General features: G+C 43.5%; 16 protein-coding genes. 14 read left to right on the forward strand and 2 right to left on the reverse strand.

Features of this window, described 5'->3' with window-relative positions; translation table 11 throughout:
* Positions 1 to 22: 22 nt before the first annotated feature.
* Complete coding sequence (locus tag H7F27_RS03985; protein ID WP_024122894.1) at positions 23 to 175, reverse strand: hypothetical protein; 153 nt, start codon at positions 173 to 175, stop codon at positions 23 to 25.
* 48 nt (positions 176 to 223) lie between these two features.
* Here H7F27_RS03985 and H7F27_RS03990 point away from each other — a divergent pair, with 48 nt between their 5' ends.
* From H7F27_RS03990 to H7F27_RS04055, 14 genes are all read left to right on the forward strand, one after another.
* Positions 224 to 1,408: a phosphoglycerate kinase gene (locus tag H7F27_RS03990; RefSeq protein ID WP_095712992.1), complete on the forward strand. Its 1,185-nt coding sequence runs from the start codon at positions 224 to 226 to the stop codon at positions 1,406 to 1,408.
* 30 nt (positions 1,409 to 1,438) lie between these two features.
* On the forward strand, positions 1,439 to 2,200 hold the full coding sequence (tpiA, locus tag H7F27_RS03995) for a triose-phosphate isomerase (RefSeq protein WP_010331914.1): 762 nt from the start codon (positions 1,439 to 1,441) through the stop codon (positions 2,198 to 2,200).
* Positions 2,193 to 3,728, forward strand: a complete 1,536-nt coding sequence (gene gpmI, locus H7F27_RS04000; RefSeq protein ID WP_024122892.1) for a 2,3-bisphosphoglycerate-independent phosphoglycerate mutase — start codon at positions 2,193 to 2,195, stop codon at positions 3,726 to 3,728. Before tpiA ends, gpmI begins: the two co-directional genes overlap by 8 nt.
* 27 nt (positions 3,729 to 3,755) lie before the next feature.
* A complete protein-coding gene (eno, locus tag H7F27_RS04005; RefSeq protein WP_007409956.1) occupies positions 3,756 to 5,048 on the forward strand; it encodes a phosphopyruvate hydratase in 1,293 nt (430 codons plus the stop codon).
* Between the two features lie 182 nt (positions 5,049 to 5,230).
* The gene (locus tag H7F27_RS04010) at positions 5,231 to 6,508 is read left to right on the forward strand and encodes a M20/M25/M40 family metallo-hydrolase (RefSeq protein ID WP_101859932.1); all 1,278 of its coding nucleotides are present in this window, start codon (positions 5,231 to 5,233) and stop codon (positions 6,506 to 6,508) included.
* A 261-nt stretch (positions 6,509 to 6,769) separates the two neighbouring features.
* Complete coding sequence (locus H7F27_RS04015; protein ID WP_185848609.1) at positions 6,770 to 8,104, forward strand: nucleotide sugar dehydrogenase; 1,335 nt, start codon at positions 6,770 to 6,772, stop codon at positions 8,102 to 8,104.
* A gap of 63 nt (positions 8,105 to 8,167) precedes the next feature.
* Positions 8,168 to 9,283, forward strand: coding sequence for a DegT/DnrJ/EryC1/StrS family aminotransferase (locus H7F27_RS04020; protein ID WP_251191702.1), 1,116 nt, complete (start codon positions 8,168 to 8,170; stop codon positions 9,281 to 9,283).
* Entirely contained in the window at positions 9,280 to 10,209 is a 930-nt protein-coding gene (locus H7F27_RS04025; RefSeq protein ID WP_095713000.1) for an NAD-dependent epimerase/dehydratase family protein, read from the forward strand. Before H7F27_RS04020 ends, H7F27_RS04025 begins: the two co-directional genes overlap by 4 nt.
* On the forward strand, positions 10,175 to 11,419 hold the full coding sequence (locus H7F27_RS04030) for an aminotransferase class V-fold PLP-dependent enzyme (protein WP_095713001.1): 1,245 nt from the start codon (positions 10,175 to 10,177) through the stop codon (positions 11,417 to 11,419). The genes H7F27_RS04025 and H7F27_RS04030 overlap by 35 nt, the downstream gene beginning before the upstream one ends.
* A 16-nt stretch (positions 11,420 to 11,435) precedes the next feature.
* Positions 11,436 to 12,317 (forward strand): GNAT family N-acetyltransferase, encoded by an 882-nt coding sequence (locus tag H7F27_RS04035; RefSeq protein WP_185848610.1) that lies wholly within the window; start codon positions 11,436 to 11,438, stop codon positions 12,315 to 12,317.
* Positions 12,290 to 13,048 carry a WbqC family protein gene (locus tag H7F27_RS04040; RefSeq protein WP_101859935.1) on the forward strand — a complete coding sequence of 253 codons (759 nt, stop codon included), beginning with the start codon at positions 12,290 to 12,292 and terminating at the stop codon, positions 13,046 to 13,048. The genes H7F27_RS04035 and H7F27_RS04040 overlap by 28 nt, the downstream gene beginning before the upstream one ends.
* A complete protein-coding gene (locus H7F27_RS04045) occupies positions 13,011 to 13,688 on the forward strand; it encodes a PIG-L deacetylase family protein (RefSeq protein ID WP_024122884.1) in 678 nt (225 codons plus the stop codon). The genes H7F27_RS04040 and H7F27_RS04045 overlap by 38 nt, the downstream gene beginning before the upstream one ends.
* 3 nt (positions 13,689 to 13,691) lie before the next feature.
* A complete protein-coding gene (locus H7F27_RS04050) occupies positions 13,692 to 14,609 on the forward strand; it encodes a TIM barrel protein (RefSeq protein ID WP_185848611.1) in 918 nt (305 codons plus the stop codon).
* On the forward strand, positions 14,587 to 15,819 hold the full coding sequence (locus H7F27_RS04055; RefSeq protein WP_103671312.1) for an MFS transporter: 1,233 nt from the start codon (positions 14,587 to 14,589) through the stop codon (positions 15,817 to 15,819). The genes H7F27_RS04050 and H7F27_RS04055 overlap by 23 nt, the downstream gene beginning before the upstream one ends.
* Before the next feature lie 45 nt (positions 15,820 to 15,864).
* On the opposite strand, the gene H7F27_RS04060 is transcribed toward H7F27_RS04055, so the two are convergent.
* Positions 15,865 to 16,332: a GNAT family N-acetyltransferase gene (locus H7F27_RS04060; RefSeq protein WP_081638366.1), complete on the reverse strand. Its 468-nt coding sequence runs from the start codon at positions 16,330 to 16,332 to the stop codon at positions 15,865 to 15,867.
* Positions 16,333 to 16,450 lie beyond the last annotated feature (118 nt).

A 16,450-nucleotide genomic window follows, 5' to 3' on the forward strand; every position in this document is an offset into this window, starting at 1 on the left:
CTTTTTCCATGAAGACCGGCTTTCAGAAAACGTTCTGTGAAAGAGAAGCATCTGCGTTTTGCAGCTTTCCGGCGCCTTCGCCTGCGGCCACTGCCCTGGCTTCAGACGATCTGCCCTGTGCCGAAAAGTATGCGATCTGCCCTCGCGGAGTAATCGCTTGATCAGACGGTTTCACGTTTTTCGTGCTGCATGCAAACCATTTTGAAGGAGGATCTCCTAAAGCATGAATAAGAAAACTCTCAAAGACATCGACGTAAAAGGCAAAGTTGTATTCTGCCGCGTTGACTTTAACGTTCCAATGAAAGACGGGGAAGTAACAGACGATACACGTATCCGTGCTGCACTTCCGACAATCAAACACCTTGCAGACCAAGGCGCGAAAGTCCTTCTTGCGAGCCACTTAGGCCGCCCGAAAGGCGAAGTCGTTGAGGAGCTTCGTTTAACTCCTGTTGCTGCACGCCTCGGCGAACTGCTTGGCAAAGAAGTGAAAAAAGCGGATGAAGCATACGGTGATGCTGTAAAATCACAAATTTCCGACATGAAGGACGGAGACGTTCTTGTATTGGAAAACGTACGTTTCTATCCTGGTGAAGAGAAAAATGATCCTGAGCTTGCAAAAGCATTTGCTGAGCTTGCAGATGTATATGTGAATGACGCATTCGGTGCTGCCCACCGTGCTCATGCATCTACAGCTGGAATTGCCGAGCATCTGCCAGCGGTTGCAGGTTTCTTAATGGAAAAAGAGCTTGACGTACTCGGAAAAGCAATTTCCAACCCTGATCGTCCGTTCACTGCCATTATCGGCGGAGCGAAAGTAAAAGATAAAATCGGCGTCATCGAAAGTCTTCTTGATAAAGTAGACAACCTGATCATCGGCGGCGGTCTTGCTTACACATTCGTTAAAGCGCTTGGTTATGAGGTTGGTAAATCTCTGCTTGAAGAAGATAAAATCGAGCTTGCGAAAACATTTATGGATCGCGCGAAAGAAAAAGGCGTTAACTTCTACATGCCTGAAGATGTACTCGTTGCAGATGATTTCTCTAACGATGCAAACGTAAAAATTGTGCCGATCTCTGAAATCCCTAGTGATTTAGAAGCGATTGACATTGGTACAAAAACACGCGAAACGTATGCTGATGTAATCAAAAACAGCAAACTTGTCGTGTGGAACGGACCGATGGGCGTATTCGAAATCGACTTGTTCGCTCAAGGAACAAAAGCGGTTGCGGAAGCATTGGCAGAGGCAAAAGATACATACTCTGTCATCGGCGGAGGAGACTCTGCAGCAGCGGTTGAAAAATTCGGCCTAGCTGACAAAATGAGCCACATCTCAACAGGAGGCGGCGCATCCCTTGAGTTCATGGAAGGCAAAGAGCTTCCAGGGGTAGCTGCACTGAACGATAAATAATTTTAAAACTGCTATAAGGAAGTGGAACAGATGAGAAAACCAATTATAGCCGGTAACTGGAAAATGAACAAAACACTCGGCGAGGCTGTCAGCTTCGTTGAAGAAGTGAAATCTTCCATTCCAGCAGCAGACAAAGCGGAAGCTGTTGTTTGCGCGCCAGCGCTTTTCCTAGAAAAGCTGACTTCTGCTGTTAAAGGCACTGACCTTAAAGTCGGCGCCCAAAACATGCACTTCGAAGAAAGCGGCGCGTTCACAGGCGAAATCAGCCCGGTTGCTCTGAAAGACCTTGGCGTTGACTACTGCGTCATCGGCCACTCTGAGCGCCGTGAAATGTTCGCTGAAACTGATGAAACAGTTAACAAAAAAGCACATGCTGCTTTCAAACACGGCATTGTGCCGATCATCTGTGTTGGAGAAACGCTTGAAGAGCGCGAAGCCGGCAAAACAAATGATCTTGTGGCTGACCAAGTGAAAAAAGGCCTTGCTGGTCTTTCTGAAGAACAAGTTGCAGCTTCTGTTATTGCTTATGAGCCAATCTGGGCAATCGGAACAGGCAAATCTTCTACATCTAAAGATGCGAACGACGTGTGTGCGCATATCCGTAAAACCGTCGCTGAAAGCTTCGGCCAAGAAGCGGCAGACAAGCTTCGCATTCAATATGGCGGAAGCGTAAAGCCTGCAAACATTAAAGAATATATGGCAGAATCCGATATTGACGGTGCTTTGGTCGGCGGCGCGAGCCTTGAGCCACAGTCATTCGTTCAATTATTGGAGGAAGGTCAATATGAGTAAAAAACCAGCTGCACTCATCATTCTTGATGGGTTCGGATTACGAAACGAAACAGTAGGGAACGCAGTCGCTTTGGCGAAAAAACCGAATTTTGACCGCTATTGGAATCAGTATCCTCATCAGACACTGACTGCTTCAGGCGAGGCTGTAGGTCTTCCTGACGGACAGATGGGGAACTCCGAAGTAGGCCACTTAAATATCGGTGCGGGCCGTATTGTGTACCAAAGCTTAACACGCGTAAATGTTGCCATTCGCGAGGGAGAGTTCGAACGCAATCAAACATTCCTTGACGCGATCAGCAACGCGAAAGAAAACGACAAAGCCCTGCATCTGTTCGGTCTATTATCAGACGGCGGCGTGCACAGCCATATCAATCATTTATTCGCGCTGTTAAAGCTTGCGAAAAAAGAAGGGCTGACAAAGGTATATATCCATGGCTTCCTTGACGGCCGTGATGTAGGTCCGCAAACAGCGAAAACGTACATCAACCAGCTGAACGAACAAATCGAGGAAATCGGTGTCGGAGAAATCGCCAGCATTTCCGGACGCTACTACTCAATGGACCGCGACAAACGATGGGACCGTGTAGAAAAAGCGTACCGTGCAATGGCATATGGCGAAGGCCCGACATACCGCAGCGCACTGGATGTTGTTGATGATTCATATGCGAATGGAATCCACGATGAATTCGTTATTCCATCTGTCATCACAAAAGAAAACGGTGAGCCTGTTGCGAAAATCGAAGACGGCGATTCTGTGATTTTCTATAATTTCAGACCGGACCGCGCCATCCAGATTTCCAACACGTTCACGAACAAAGACTTCCGCGATTTCGACCGCGGTGAGAATTATCCGAAAAACCTGCATTTCGTCTGCCTGACTCACTTCAGTGAAACAGTTGACGGCTATGTGGCGTTTAAACCGATAAATCTTGATAATACAGTCGGAGAAGTATTATCTCAGCAAGGATTAAAACAGCTTCGAATTGCAGAAACTGAAAAGTATCCGCACGTCACGTTCTTTATGAGTGGCGGCCGTGAAGCTGAATTCCCGGGTGAGGAGCGTATTCTTATCAACTCGCCGAAAGTCGCAACATACGACTTGAAGCCTGAAATGAGTGCGTATGAAGTGAAGGACGCGCTTGTCAAAGAAATCGAAGCTGACAAGCATGACGCGATTATCCTTAACTTCGCAAACCCAGACATGGTCGGCCACTCCGGAATGGTTGAACCTACAATTAAAGCGATTGAAGCAGTGGACGAATGCTTAGGCGAAGTCGTTGACGCGATTCTCGCTAAAGGCGGACACGCTATCATTACCGCTGATCACGGTAATGCTGATATTCTGATCACAGAATCAGGCGAACCGCACACTGCACATACGACAAATCCAGTCCCTGTAATTGTTACGAAAGAAGGCATCACGCTGCGTGAAGGCGGAATCCTAGGCGACCTTGCACCAACGTTATTAGACCTTCTCGGTGTTGAAAAACCGAAAGAAATGACTGGAACATCTTTAATTCAAAAATAAGCTGAAAATCAAAGGAGAGACAAACTCATGCCATACATTGTTGATGTTTATGCACGCGAAGTATTAGACTCCCGCGGCAACCCAACAGTTGAAGTTGAAGTATATACAGAAACAGGAGCATTCGGCCGCGCATTAGTGCCAAGCGGAGCTTCTACAGGTGAATACGAAGCAGTTGAGCTTCGTGACGGCGACAAAGACCGTTACCTTGGAAAAGGCGTGTTAACAGCTGTTAACAACGTAAACGAAATCATTTCTCCAGAGCTTCTTGGCTTTGATGTAACTGAACAAAATGCAATCGACCAGCTTTTAATCGAGCTTGACGGTACTGAAAACAAAGGCAAACTTGGTGCGAACGCAATCCTTGGCGTATCTATGGCTTGTGCACGTGCTGCTGCTGATTTCTTACAGATTCCTCTTTACCAATACCTTGGAGGATTTAACTCAAAAACGCTTCCTGTACCGATGATGAACATCGTCAACGGCGGAGAGCATGCTGACAACAACGTAGATATTCAAGAATTCATGATCATGCCAGTAGGTGCTCCTAACTTCCGTGAAGCACTTCGCATGGGCGCTCAAATCTTCCACAGCCTGAAGTCAGTTCTTTCTGCTAAAGGAATGAACACAGCTGTAGGTGATGAAGGCGGATTCGCTCCAAACCTTGGTTCTAACGAAGAAGCGCTTCAAACAATCGTTGAAGCAATCGAAAAAGCCGGCTTCAAACCTGGCGAAGAAGTAAAACTTGCAATGGATGCTGCATCTTCTGAGTTCTACAACAAAGAAGACGGCAAATACCATCTGTCTGGCGAAGGCGTTGTGAAAACATCTGCTGAAATGGTTGACTGGTACGAAGAAATGGTTTCTAAATACCCAATCATCTCTATCGAAGACGGACTTGACGAAAACGACTGGGAAGGCCACAAGCTTCTTACTGAGCGTCTTGGCAAAAAAGTTCAGCTTGTTGGTGATGACCTCTTCGTTACAAACACGAAAAAACTTGCTGAAGGTATCAAAAACGGCGTAGGCAACTCTATCCTGATCAAAGTAAACCAAATCGGTACATTGACTGAAACATTCGATGCGATCGAAATGGCGAAACGCGCAGGCTACACTGCTGTTATCTCTCACCGTTCTGGTGAAACTGAAGACAGCACAATCGCTGACATCGCTGTGGCAACAAACGCAGGACAAATCAAAACAGGTGCTCCGTCACGTACGGACCGTGTAGCGAAATACAACCAGCTTCTTCGCATCGAAGATCAGTTGGCTGAAACTGCTCAATACCACGGTATTAACTCTTTCTACAACTTGAATAAGTAATAAAAAGACCGCCGAGATATGTCTCGGCGGCTTTTTTTATGCAAACTTTCCTAGCTGTCATTCTTATTCTCCTTCTATATGATTACCTTGATTTGGTAATTAGTATTCATTTTATTGCTTTTTAAAGGAATCAACACAGCAGAACCGAAAAGAAAGGAGTGAATAAGAGGAGGAATGTAAGAATGAAACTGATATTAATGGCCGCAGCACTGGCCGGAAGCGTCATATGGGGAGCTTCGGCTGAACAGCTGAATGAGAAGCAGCCTCTTTCTGTGTCTGAAATGGCCCCGTTGTTTGATGAAGAGCATGCGTATGAAACCATTCATGAGCTTAGTGAAGTCATAGGTCCGAGAGAAACAGGGACAGAGAAAGAAAAAGAAGCGGCATCATACATATCGAAACGGCTTCAAGATGAGGGGTTAACTGTTCGGATTCAGCCATTTCATGTGAAAACATATTTTACTGGTTCAGTAATGGCAGGCGATCATGAATATCCAATACGCTCAGCAGATAAGAACTTTGTGGAAGATGAAGAAAAAATAGAGGCTGCCGTCTTTGACGGAGGCTATGGGTTAAACCTTGAAGTAAAAGAAGCAAAAGGAAAAATAGCCGTTATTAGAGAGGGGAAAATATCAGTATCTCAAAAAATAAAAAACGCCCAAGATGCTGGTGCGAAAGCTGTCATTATTTATAACCGCAAGACAAAATCTCTCGCGATCCGTCCGGTAAAACCAAAACACACCACAATACCGACAGCGGGAATGAAAAAAGAAGACGGAGAAGCTTTGCTGAAAGAAAAGCAGGCTGTCATTCAATTTAAGAACTATCAAAACCGCACTTCACAGAATATAATAGCGACACGCAAAGCGCAGCACACAAAACACCCGGATATTCTTTATGTAACTGCCCATTATGACACAGTTAAAGGTGCACCTGGGGCTGATGATAATGCATCAGGCACATCTGCTGTGCTGGAGATGAGTAAGCAAAGCAAGGATCTTCCTAAAAACAAAGAAATCCGTTTTATCTTATTCGGAGCTGAAGAGCTGTGGTCAGCGGGTTCCTCATATTATGTCAGTACGCTTACATCAGATGAAATCAAACACAGCCGGGCAAACTTTAACGCTGATATGATTGCGACTGACTGGAAAGAAGCCAGCCAAATGTATATAACCACTCCGGATGGCAAAAAAAATGCAAGTGTCAATTATGCAGTAAACGCTGCCCGGAAAGCACAGCTTGAAGCACCCCGCCTCACACAACTGGGATACTCGGATCATGTGTCTTTTTATGAAGCGGGCATACCTTCAGCTAATTGGATTTGGCTCAGCCCGGATACACAAGAGCCTGGTTCATGGTATCACACTGAAAATGATAATATAACACATATCAGCAAAGATAGATTGAAGGAAGCGGGGCAGCTCTTGCTATCTGCTGTAAAAGAGGCGAATATAGAATAAAAAACAGGCTTCGGCCTGTTTTTTAATTTTTCACTAAATTCTTTCAATTGAGGGAGATTCTCTCACCATTCTCCTAATAAATACCTTATCATAGGTACGTAAAATACCAATTACTAGTAAATTACAACATAATGTCCTACGAAATAAAAGGATACAAAACTCATTTACCGTTTTTTTACTTTTGTTATAATTGCAGTATCGATCGATAATTGTTTAATTTTGTAAAAATATATCCTTTTCTATCTTATAGGGGGTCCAAAAATGAATCCTGTCACACAAGAAGCTCGAAACCTAGGTCATAAGCGGCTTTTAGAATTGATTGAAACAAAACAGGCTGTTGTAGGTGTATTAGGGATGGGATATGTGGGGTTTCCTCTTGCATTGGAATGTGTCAATAAAGGATACAGCGTCATCGGCTTCGATAGGAACAGCGAAAAAGTTTCTTTGCTGAAAGACGGGCACAGCCATATTCGGGATATAGACGATAACCAATTAAAAGCGGTATTACAAACAGAGCGTTTTCAAGTGAGTGAGAATATGTCTCTCATTGAACACTGCGACATTATTGTGATATGTGTTCCGACACCTTTGAACAAAAAAGATAAAATTCCCGATCTAAGCTACATAGACAGTGCAGTTGACAGTATGTTGGCTTACGGAAGAACAAATCAGCTCTTAATTTTAGAAAGTACAACCTATCCGGGTACAACCAAACAAAAAATCGCCGATAGAATGGCAACAGGGCGGCAGGTAAACATAGGCTCAGATTTTTTTATAGCTTATTCTCCTGAACGAATTGATCCTGGGAACAGCCAATATGAAGTTGCCGATATCCCTAAAGTGGTCGGCGGAATGACCCGGAATTGTACAAAACTTGCCTCAGCGTTTTACAACACCATCGTTGCAAGCATTCATCCAGTAACCTCACCTGAAGTAGCAGAAACAGCTAAACTCCTAGAGAATACCTACCGTTATGTAAATATAGCTCTCATCAATGAAATGGCACTTAATTGCCGAGAACTCGATATTGATATATGGGAAGTGATCAATGCAGCAGACACAAAGCCGTTCGGGTTTCAAAAATTCAGCCCCGGCCCTGGCGTAGGCGGCCATTGTATACCGATTGATCCTTTTTATTTTAAATGGATAGCCAATCAAAAGGGATTGCAGACAAAGCTGATTGATTTAGCTGATGAAATTAATTCTGAAATGCCGTTTTCAGTGTCCGACTATGCCATGAAGCTGGTTGATAAAGAACCGTGCAGCATTTTATTAATAGGTGCTGCTTATAAAAAAAATACCAATGATTCTCGTGAGTCTTCTGCATTTGCAATTATCGATGATCTGATGAAAAAGGGATGCACGATAGATTACTATGATCCTTTTATCAGTGAAATTCGACTGGAAGACGGCAGCATCAAGCGCTCCGTCCCTTTCACTAAGGAGAAGATCAACCAATATGATGTCGTCATTATTCATACTGATCATGATGATATAAATTACAGCATATTGCGGGATACAGCCCCTATTATTTTCGATACCAGAAATATTTGCAGAGAAAAAATGGCTGACAATGCAAAGCTTGTCACACTATAGGAGGGAACTACCATTAGTAAACGATTTATCTCTTTTCACAGACCTGATATCACAAACGAAGAACTGGAAACTGTAGCCGAAACAATCAAGTCAGGATGGATTTCAAAAGGTCCGAAAGTGATTGAATTTGAAAAAAAGCTGGGCGAATATCTAGGCGCGGAACACGTAATCAGCTGTAATTCAGGAACAGCTGCCTTACACATGGCATTGCTTGCACTCGGTGTAGGAGAAGGCGATGAAGTTATTGTTCCAAGCTTCACGTTTTGTTCAAGTGTAAACGTCATTTTGCATGTCGGAGCAACCCCGGTTTTTGCGGACATCTGCGAGGATGATTTATGTATAGATCCGGAAGATGTTAGGCAAAAACTTTCACCGCGCACAAAAGCAGTCATTGCGGTCCATTTTGCAGGTCATCCGGCAAATTTGGATGAGCTTAGCAGCATATGCAAGGAAAATGGACTGTACTTGATTGAAGATGCCGCTCACGCGCTTGGGACAAGATATAACGGGAAGATGATCGGCACACACGGAGATGCAGTATGCTTCAGCTTTTATGCAACCAAAAATATTACGACGGGAGAAGGAGGAGCTCTTATTCTTAAGGATGAAGAGGCAGCCGAGAGAGCGAGACTGTATGGGTGGCATGGCATTACAAAAAATGCTTGGAATCGATACGGTGAAAAGGGCAGCTGGCGATATGATGTTTTACTTCCCGGCTTTAAGTACAACATGACAGATATCCAGGCTGCGCTCGGGCTCATTCAATTGAAACGTGCTGCTGAGATCCAAGAAAAACGGACAAGAATCGCAAAGTATTATGCGTCTGAGCTTACAAATCAATCAGAAAGAGCAGAACTTCCTTTGACAGACATCCCCAGCCATATCACCCACTCTTGGCATTTGTTTATTCTGCGGGTGAAAAAACGCGGGGAAATGGAGCGAGACCAGTTTATTGAAAATATGAAAGCGAAAAATATTGGCTTGAGTGTCCACTTTATCCCTGTGCATATGCATCCCTACTATAGTGAGCATTTTCCCGCAAAGCTGCCGGTAACTGAACGCATCTTTCCTGAAATTGTATCACTGCCTCTTTATAGCCAGCTATCGAAGGAAGATTGTCAATATATCGTTCAATCAATTAAAGATGTTTTATCTTTAAGCCAGGAGGTCGGACAATGAAACACATTGCTATCTTAGGTGGAGCAGGCTTTATAGGAAGTGAATTAGCCGGGTTATTACAGAATAAAGGCTATCATGCGATCATCGCTGATCAAAAAAAGCCGGATTTTCAGGCGGAGTTCCGACAAACGAATATTTTAGATCGGCAATCGCTTAAGGAATCATTAAAAGGAGCAGATGCTATTGTTCATTTAGCGGCAATGGTCGGAGTAGACAGCTGCCGTAGCAATGAAGAGGACGTCATCAAGGTAAATTTTGAGGGAACGAAAAACGTAACGGAGGTATGCAAGGAGCTAGGCATCAAAACCCTTCTTTTTTCCTCCAGCTCAGAGGTATTCGGGGACTCACCCGATTATCCGTATACGGAATCGAGTAAGAAGCTCCCTAAATCTGCTTATGGAAAAGCAAAATTGAAGTCAGAGGAATATTTGAGGGAGCAGGCATCAAACTCGTTGAATGTCAGAGTTGTCCGGTACTTTAATGTATACGGTCCGAAGCAGCGGGAGGACTTTGTCATTAACAAGTTCTTCAGTTTGGCTGAATCTGGTGCAGAGCTTCCTCTTTATGGAGACGGCGGCCAAATCAGATGCTTCAGCTACATTAGTGATATCGTTAACGGAACATATCTGGCACTTCTGCATAAAGGCAGTGTTTTTGAAGATTTCAACATAGGAAACAATATGCCCATCAGCATAAAAGGGCTGGCAGAGAAAATCAACGTAATGACAGGCAGGAAGAAAGAGAATTACACCTTTAAAAAGCTGGGTGAGGATGGTGTCCGAGGTAAGGATATTGAAATTTTCAAACGTGCTCCTTCCATCGAGAAGGCAAAGCGAATGCTTGGATATGCTCCTAAAGTTCACCTTGATGAAGGCCTGAGGATGATTAAAGTTGAAAGACAAAAACAAAAACTTCCATTATCCTGAGAATCCCAAACAGATCAAGTTTCCCATTTATGCGAGGCAGCTTTCAGGCAGAAGTCTTTTCCCGGCATTCACTCATTTCATCTCAGCTAAAAAAACCAGGTTGGCAGAAAAACTGGAAAAACGCTATGGAAAGGGTATCGAATTGACTTCGAGCGGAAGTGCGGCGTTGGTGCTTGCACTGAAACTTTCCGGAGCGGAGCCAGGAAAAGAAGTTATTTTTTCTTCTTTCAGCTGTCCGAATGTAATTGATGCTGTGCTTCAATCCGGGGCTTCTCCAGTTTTCGCTAATCTGGATGATGATTTATCCCTGTCTTTTGAAGATGTGAAAAACAAAGTGACCGAGAGGACATGCGCTGTCATTTTGACACACGTCTATGGTCGGAAGGAAAACATGAATCTTATTGAGTGGGCGAAAGAGAAGCGTATTCGTGTCATCGACGATGCTGCTCAGGCTATGTTTACAAAACAAGCCGGAACATTTGCAGGCGGTTTGGGGGATTTCGGTATCTTGAGCTTTGGAATGTCAAAGCCTCTCGGCAGTATAGGGGGCGGAGCATTAATCGCTCGGAAAGATGTGCTGGACAAAATCAGCAGGCTGCCGATGGAACAGCGAAAGCAAGTAGATGCTGATTATGATGCTTATAAGAGACAGCAGCGAATGCAGGCCTTGATGAGTTCTAAGGCTCTATCTTTCTTATTCAGAAAAGCAGGTGTTCGTACTTCTTTAAAAACGAGCAAACTTGAAGTCCTTCCGAAAAAACCTGCTACTGTCCCTTTATTGCGAATGCATCCGGTGAGACAAGCCATTATCGAATACCAGCTGTCCAAGATGGAGCGGTTGGTGAAAGACTCATCAAGAAATTTGGAGACGGCAAGATACATTTTTGCGGAGGCCGAAGAGTTATACGGGATCAAGATGATTCAGCCTCAGGCGGGAGAGAGCCTGAACTATTTGACAATCGTATTTCCTCATGAAGGCGAAAGGTACGATTGCTCCGTTTATTTAGCGGCAAAAGGCATTCAAACATGCTGGAACTACCTTCCTCTTCACCTGATTCCGCTATATCAGCCTTATTCACAACTTGAGGATGAAAATTCTCTTTGGAAAAGAGTTCTTTCACTGCCGTTCAAACCGCCTCTTGGCACAGAGCAGGTGAAGTATATTGCTGAAACTGTTTTAACGTATGCAAAGCAAAAGAATAAGAAATGAATGTTGGTGATATATCGTGGAAAAAACAGCATTTTCCGTAACTCCTCAAGCATGGGATCGGGCTGCTGACATATTTCAGGCTGGGTTGTTTCAAAGCTATGATTGGGGGAAGCTCATGGAAGAGCTCCCCAATACCTCGTTTCACCCCGTCAGGCTGACATCGGACGGCGGACAAGTGATATATGTTCCGGTGTTTGAGCAGAATGGCTCGCTCAGCGGTAATATGATAGGATACGGCGGCGTCATTTCAGACCGTCCAATTTCATTCGAATGGCTGCAAAGTGAAATCAAAGCATTATTTGGACAGAAACTATCGCGGCTCCTGCTTCCGCATGACCAAACTCCTTTTATCGAAGAATCGGGAGAACAATGGGAAGAGAAAACAACTCATATTTTATCGCTTCCCGATACATTTGAAGAGCTATGGACAAACTGTTCGGGAAAAGCACGGACTGCAGTCAGATATGCGGAAAAGAAAAATGTATCCGTCCGCTTAATCGGACAGGAGTCGATTCATGAGTTTTACGATTTGTATAAGGCGCATATAGCAGCTATCGGCTTAGCATATATGCTAAGCCAGGATTTTTTTCAGAGGCTGCATGAAAGCCTTGGCAGACAAGTCTTTTGGGTAGGGGCATTTCTTGAGAATGAAATGATCAGCAGCAGTATTTTTCTATATGACCATTCTCATTTCTATTATTGGCAGAATGTAAACAGCCCTGCCGGTAAAGAAACGCAGGCTTCTTATCTGTTAATGCGGAACGCTTTATCATTCGCCATCGACAAGAAGCTTCAATGGGTTGATTTTGGATATTCTCACAGTAAAGAAATTGCCAGACCGAAACGATATTGGGGAGCTGAAGAGAAACGATGTCGACATTTCACAGAAACGGAGTAAAAGTGGTAAGCGGCCATCAGTCCAGTTATCTCCCTTGGTATGGTTTTTTTGAAAAAATCCATAAATCAGATGTATTTGCGATTCACGATACAGCCCAGTTTGAGAAAAAAGGATTTCTCAATCGGAACAGGATAAAAACGTCTCAAGGCCCTACGTGGCTGACTGTTCCTCTGCAGATGAAAAATTATAAGGATATTGAGCTACGTGATATGAAAATTGATCAAGAACAAGACTGGCGAAAGAAACACTGGATGGCGATAAAAATGAATTATGCAAAGGCTCCCTATTTCGAGGAATATCAAATGTTTTTTAAAGATGTCTATCAGCAGGAATGGGAGTACCTTCACGATTTGAATATGTACATCATTGATTTTTTTCTGCGTGAACTTCGTATTTCAACGCCAATTTGCTATGTTTCGGAGCTCGAATGCCGGAATGAAAAAAAGAGTGATTTTGTGCTCGCACTTTGTAAGGAACTAGGGGCTGATCATTATTATTCAGGCAGCCAAGGATCAGACTATTTAATAGAAAGTGATTTTGATAGAAGCGGAATTACAATCGAATACCAGCAAATCAGGACAATACATTATCCGCAGTTATTCGGAGAGCACATTCCTCATCTCTCTATGCTTGATATGCTTATGAATTGCGGGGCGGATATTTCCGAAACGTTAATCAAAGGGGGACAATATAATGAAAGTAATGGTATTTGCGGCGCACCCGGACGATGAAATTATCGGCGTCGGCGGAGCTCTGGCGAAACATGTCCGTCAAGGAGACAGTGTGTCGGCTGTCATTATGGCTGAGGGAAAATCGTCCAGAAAAGAAGACTATGAAAAACCTTGTGATTCGCTCATGCAGCATTCCTATAGTGAAACGGAACAAGCGCTTAGCACGCTCGGCATAAGCGATTTTGTCAGATTAAATCTTCCTGATAACAGGCTTGATTCACTGGATTTGCTGGATGTCGTAAAAGAAGCAGAAAAACAAATTGAACGCTTTCAGCCGGATATTGTATATACACAATACGGCGGTGATATTAATATTGACCATACCGTAGTATTCAGAGCGGTGATGACGGCAACCCGCCCGCTTCCAGGTCATTCCGTAAAACAGGTCCTGGCATACGAAACATTATCCTCGACAGAGTGGAACTATTTGAATAAGGATCAATTCCACGCGAATTTCTTCATTAATATAGAAGAAGAGCTTGAACTGAAGCTGAAGGCTATGGCGTGCTACGATTCGGAGCTGAGGGATTTCCCGCATCCGCGGTCCTTGCAAGCGATTGAAAATAATGCATATGTTTGGGGAGCTAAATCCGGTTTTTCTGCAGCAGAAGCTTTTATGCTTGTGAGAGGGACGTGGTGACGGATGATTGCGCAAATACCGTTTTTCGGGTTAGACCCGAAGCAAATTGATAAAAAGTGGGTCGAAGCAGGATACGGCCTTGAAGCCAATATTTTTGACGGAAAATCGTTTGAAGCAACAGATTATGTGAAAACCTTCAAGCGGACACTTGATTACACAAAACAGCTTGAGCCGTCATTATTGACACTTCATTTTCCCACCGACAATGCGGATTATGTTCATGAAGCGCATATAAAGGACCGTCTGCTTCATTTTGCAGAGCTTGCGGATGTATATGGCGCCAAGGGGATAATTGTTCATGCCAATCAATTTATGTCCGTTGAAGAATTTCAAGGCTATGATTTAGAAGGAAACCGCAGAAAAGTCATTGAATTTTTTGCAGAGTTTGATGAAGAGCTAAAAGGAACAGATATATGGATTGGAGTCGAAAATCTGCCGATTATCGGGAATCTGGGCGAAGACTTTGACCCGATATTCATTTATCCTGAGGATTTTGAGGAACTGATTCAGCTCGGTTTAAAACATATCGGGATTACATGGGATCTGTGTCATTGGGCCATTACCTATCAGACACATTTATCATCATCACTTATGTTCAGGAATGAAAAGCTGAGATACCCTGACTTTTTTCAATTTATTTCCTTAAAGGACAGCATTAAACATTATCATTTCAGTTCGTTTTGCCAGCTAGCCTTCCCGCATGGAGGTGTCCGCTGTTTTGAAGGGCGTCATCCTGCAGAAGGAACGATAGATGAAACATTGCTCAGACAAGCAGCAGAGATGTTAAAAGAGATACACCGCGGTGATGGCACAGGTATCGTATTTGAAGTGATGGAAGAGGATTATACACAAAGAAAAGAATCATGGAGAACATTAGAATGGTTCGGCGGTGCTTCTGATGAAGATCAAAAACGGCCGTGATTCGGCATATCGAACACCAAATTATGCAAAACTTTGGTCTGCACAAGTATTTTCTTCCGCGGCGGATGGCGTCTGGCTCATCGCGCTTCCGCTTCTTGTACTCGATTTGACCGGAAGTAAAATATTGGTCGGGGTGATTTCTTTTATCGAGCTCGTTCCCCTGACCTTCGGAATGTTTACAGGCCCCTTAATTGATTCTTTACGAAAAAAAACCATATTGTATATGTGTAATACAGGAAGGGCAGTCATTATGATTCTCTTGGCAGTCCTTAGCGCAAATGGTTTTTTAACTGTATGGATCATCGGTGTATGCGCATTTTGTTTATCGCTGCAATCGATGCTCTTTTCCCCGGCGAAAGTCGCGCTTATCCCGATACTTGTCCCTCAGAAACATCTAGATCAAGCGACATCTTTAATGAATACAAGCGAACTTATTGGTCTGATCGTCGGAAAGCTGATCAGCGGCGTTTTGCTTGCGGCCATTCCGTTCGGGCTGCTGTTTTTCATTAATGGAACCGCCTTTTTTGTATCCGCTGCATTGATTGCAGTTATCCACATTTCAGAACCTGCCGGCCTAAAAAGCAAAGGGGCAGAAGCCCTTAAGACAGGATACAGAATGCTGAAAGGCAACTCATCTTGGATGACTTCTGTCGGTTATTTTTTTATCGTGAATCTTGTTATTGCCGGGTTTATTTCGGTTATGGGGCCGATTCTTGCAGTGGAACGTTTTCATGAAAACTATTCAGTATGGTTCGCCGTCATGTATGCAATGTTTCAGGGCGGAATGCTCTTAGGTAATCTTGCTGTATTTTTTAAGTGGAATACTAAGCGGCTTGAACGGCTCTACCCCAGAACTTTAACAGCTGTCGGATTGCTCATAATGTTTTTGTTTTTTCAGCTTAGCGGGCTTGAATGTGTCATTTTTTTGATACTAGGTGTTATTATCTCGTATATTGATGTGCAAACAGTTCTGTTTTTTCAAAAGACTGTTCCGACTGAATACTTCGGAAGAATTTTCGCGCTTATTTTTTCTATCGTAAAGATGGGAGAACCTCTTTCAGCAGCTGTTTATACAGTGCTTCTTGTGTTTATGGACGCTGATTATATTTTTCTGGCTGTCGGTCTGACCCTCGTGCTGACTTTTTTCATACTGTCAGTGAGGCAGGGAATGCAACGGGATGCCGGGAAAAAAGCGAATCAGTTTTTTTAATTTCTATATGAAAGAGCTGCCGATTATCATACGGCAGCTCTTTCATTAAAGATCCAAATAAAGTCTCACCATATCACGGCATTGTATGCCGTTTTCGAAAATGTCCTCATCATAATGTCGGGTAAAGAAATCATGGTCGATCGCCTGCAGGCGGAATCCGCATTTTTGATAGAGAGAAAGCTGATGAATGCTGGAATTTCCCGTGCCGATTTCAATCGTGTCCGCACCCAGCTCCTTTGCCTTTTCGATGGCGTCATGGACAAGCTGTTTGCCAAAACCCTTCTTTTGAAGAGACTCTTTTACGGCAATATTTACAATTTCAACTGTTTGCGGCCTTGTTTTTAGCAATACATAAACACCGGCAAGTTCATCACCGGCCCAAGCTGTGTAACATTCTCCTCTTTCAAGATATTCATCTACAATGTCTTTCGACGGATCGGCGAGCAGCAATAGATCGTATAATTCGTCATTTGCTTTTTCTCTTATTTGAATCCTGAGCTTTTGCACGTACATTCCACCTTTTCATATGTTTATAGAGATATTTTCATGATTTTCTCCAATTTCATACCATTCTATTATAAAATATGTAACATAGGAAATCTGTACAAAATAGTGGATAAAAAATAGGAGG

Origin of the sequence: Bacillus sp. PAMC26543, from assembly GCF_014250375.1 — a bacterium.
GTDB classification, from domain to species: Bacteria; Bacillota; Bacilli; order Bacillales; family Bacillaceae; genus Bacillus; species Bacillus halotolerans.

Excerpts from the sequence above, each read along its gene's own strand:
- H7F27_RS03990 (WP_095712992.1), top strand. The coding sequence starts at position 224 with ATGAATAAGAAAACTCTCAAAGACATCGACGTAAAAGGCAAAGTTGTA.
- tpiA (WP_010331914.1), top strand. The coding sequence starts at position 1,439 with ATGAGAAAACCAATTATAGCCGGTAACTGGAAAATGAACAAAACACTC.
- gpmI (WP_024122892.1), top strand. The coding sequence starts at position 2,193 with ATGAGTAAAAAACCAGCTGCACTCATCATTCTTGATGGGTTCGGATTA.
- eno (WP_007409956.1), top strand. The coding sequence starts at position 3,756 with ATGCCATACATTGTTGATGTTTATGCACGCGAAGTATTAGACTCCCGC.
- H7F27_RS04010 (WP_101859932.1), top strand. The coding sequence starts at position 5,231 with ATGAAACTGATATTAATGGCCGCAGCACTGGCCGGAAGCGTCATATGG.
- H7F27_RS04015 (WP_185848609.1), top strand. The coding sequence starts at position 6,770 with ATGAATCCTGTCACACAAGAAGCTCGAAACCTAGGTCATAAGCGGCTT.
- H7F27_RS04025 (WP_095713000.1), top strand. The coding sequence starts at position 9,280 with ATGAAACACATTGCTATCTTAGGTGGAGCAGGCTTTATAGGAAGTGAA.
- H7F27_RS04040 (WP_101859935.1), top strand. The coding sequence starts at position 12,290 with ATGTCGACATTTCACAGAAACGGAGTAAAAGTGGTAAGCGGCCATCAG.
- H7F27_RS04045 (WP_024122884.1), top strand. The coding sequence starts at position 13,011 with ATGAAAGTAATGGTATTTGCGGCGCACCCGGACGATGAAATTATCGGC.
- H7F27_RS04050 (WP_185848611.1), top strand. The coding sequence starts at position 13,692 with ATGATTGCGCAAATACCGTTTTTCGGGTTAGACCCGAAGCAAATTGAT.
- H7F27_RS04055 (WP_103671312.1), top strand. The coding sequence starts at position 14,587 with ATGAAGATCAAAAACGGCCGTGATTCGGCATATCGAACACCAAATTAT.
- H7F27_RS04060 (WP_081638366.1), bottom strand. The coding sequence starts at position 16,332 with ATGTACGTGCAAAAGCTCAGGATTCAAATAAGAGAAAAAGCAAATGAC.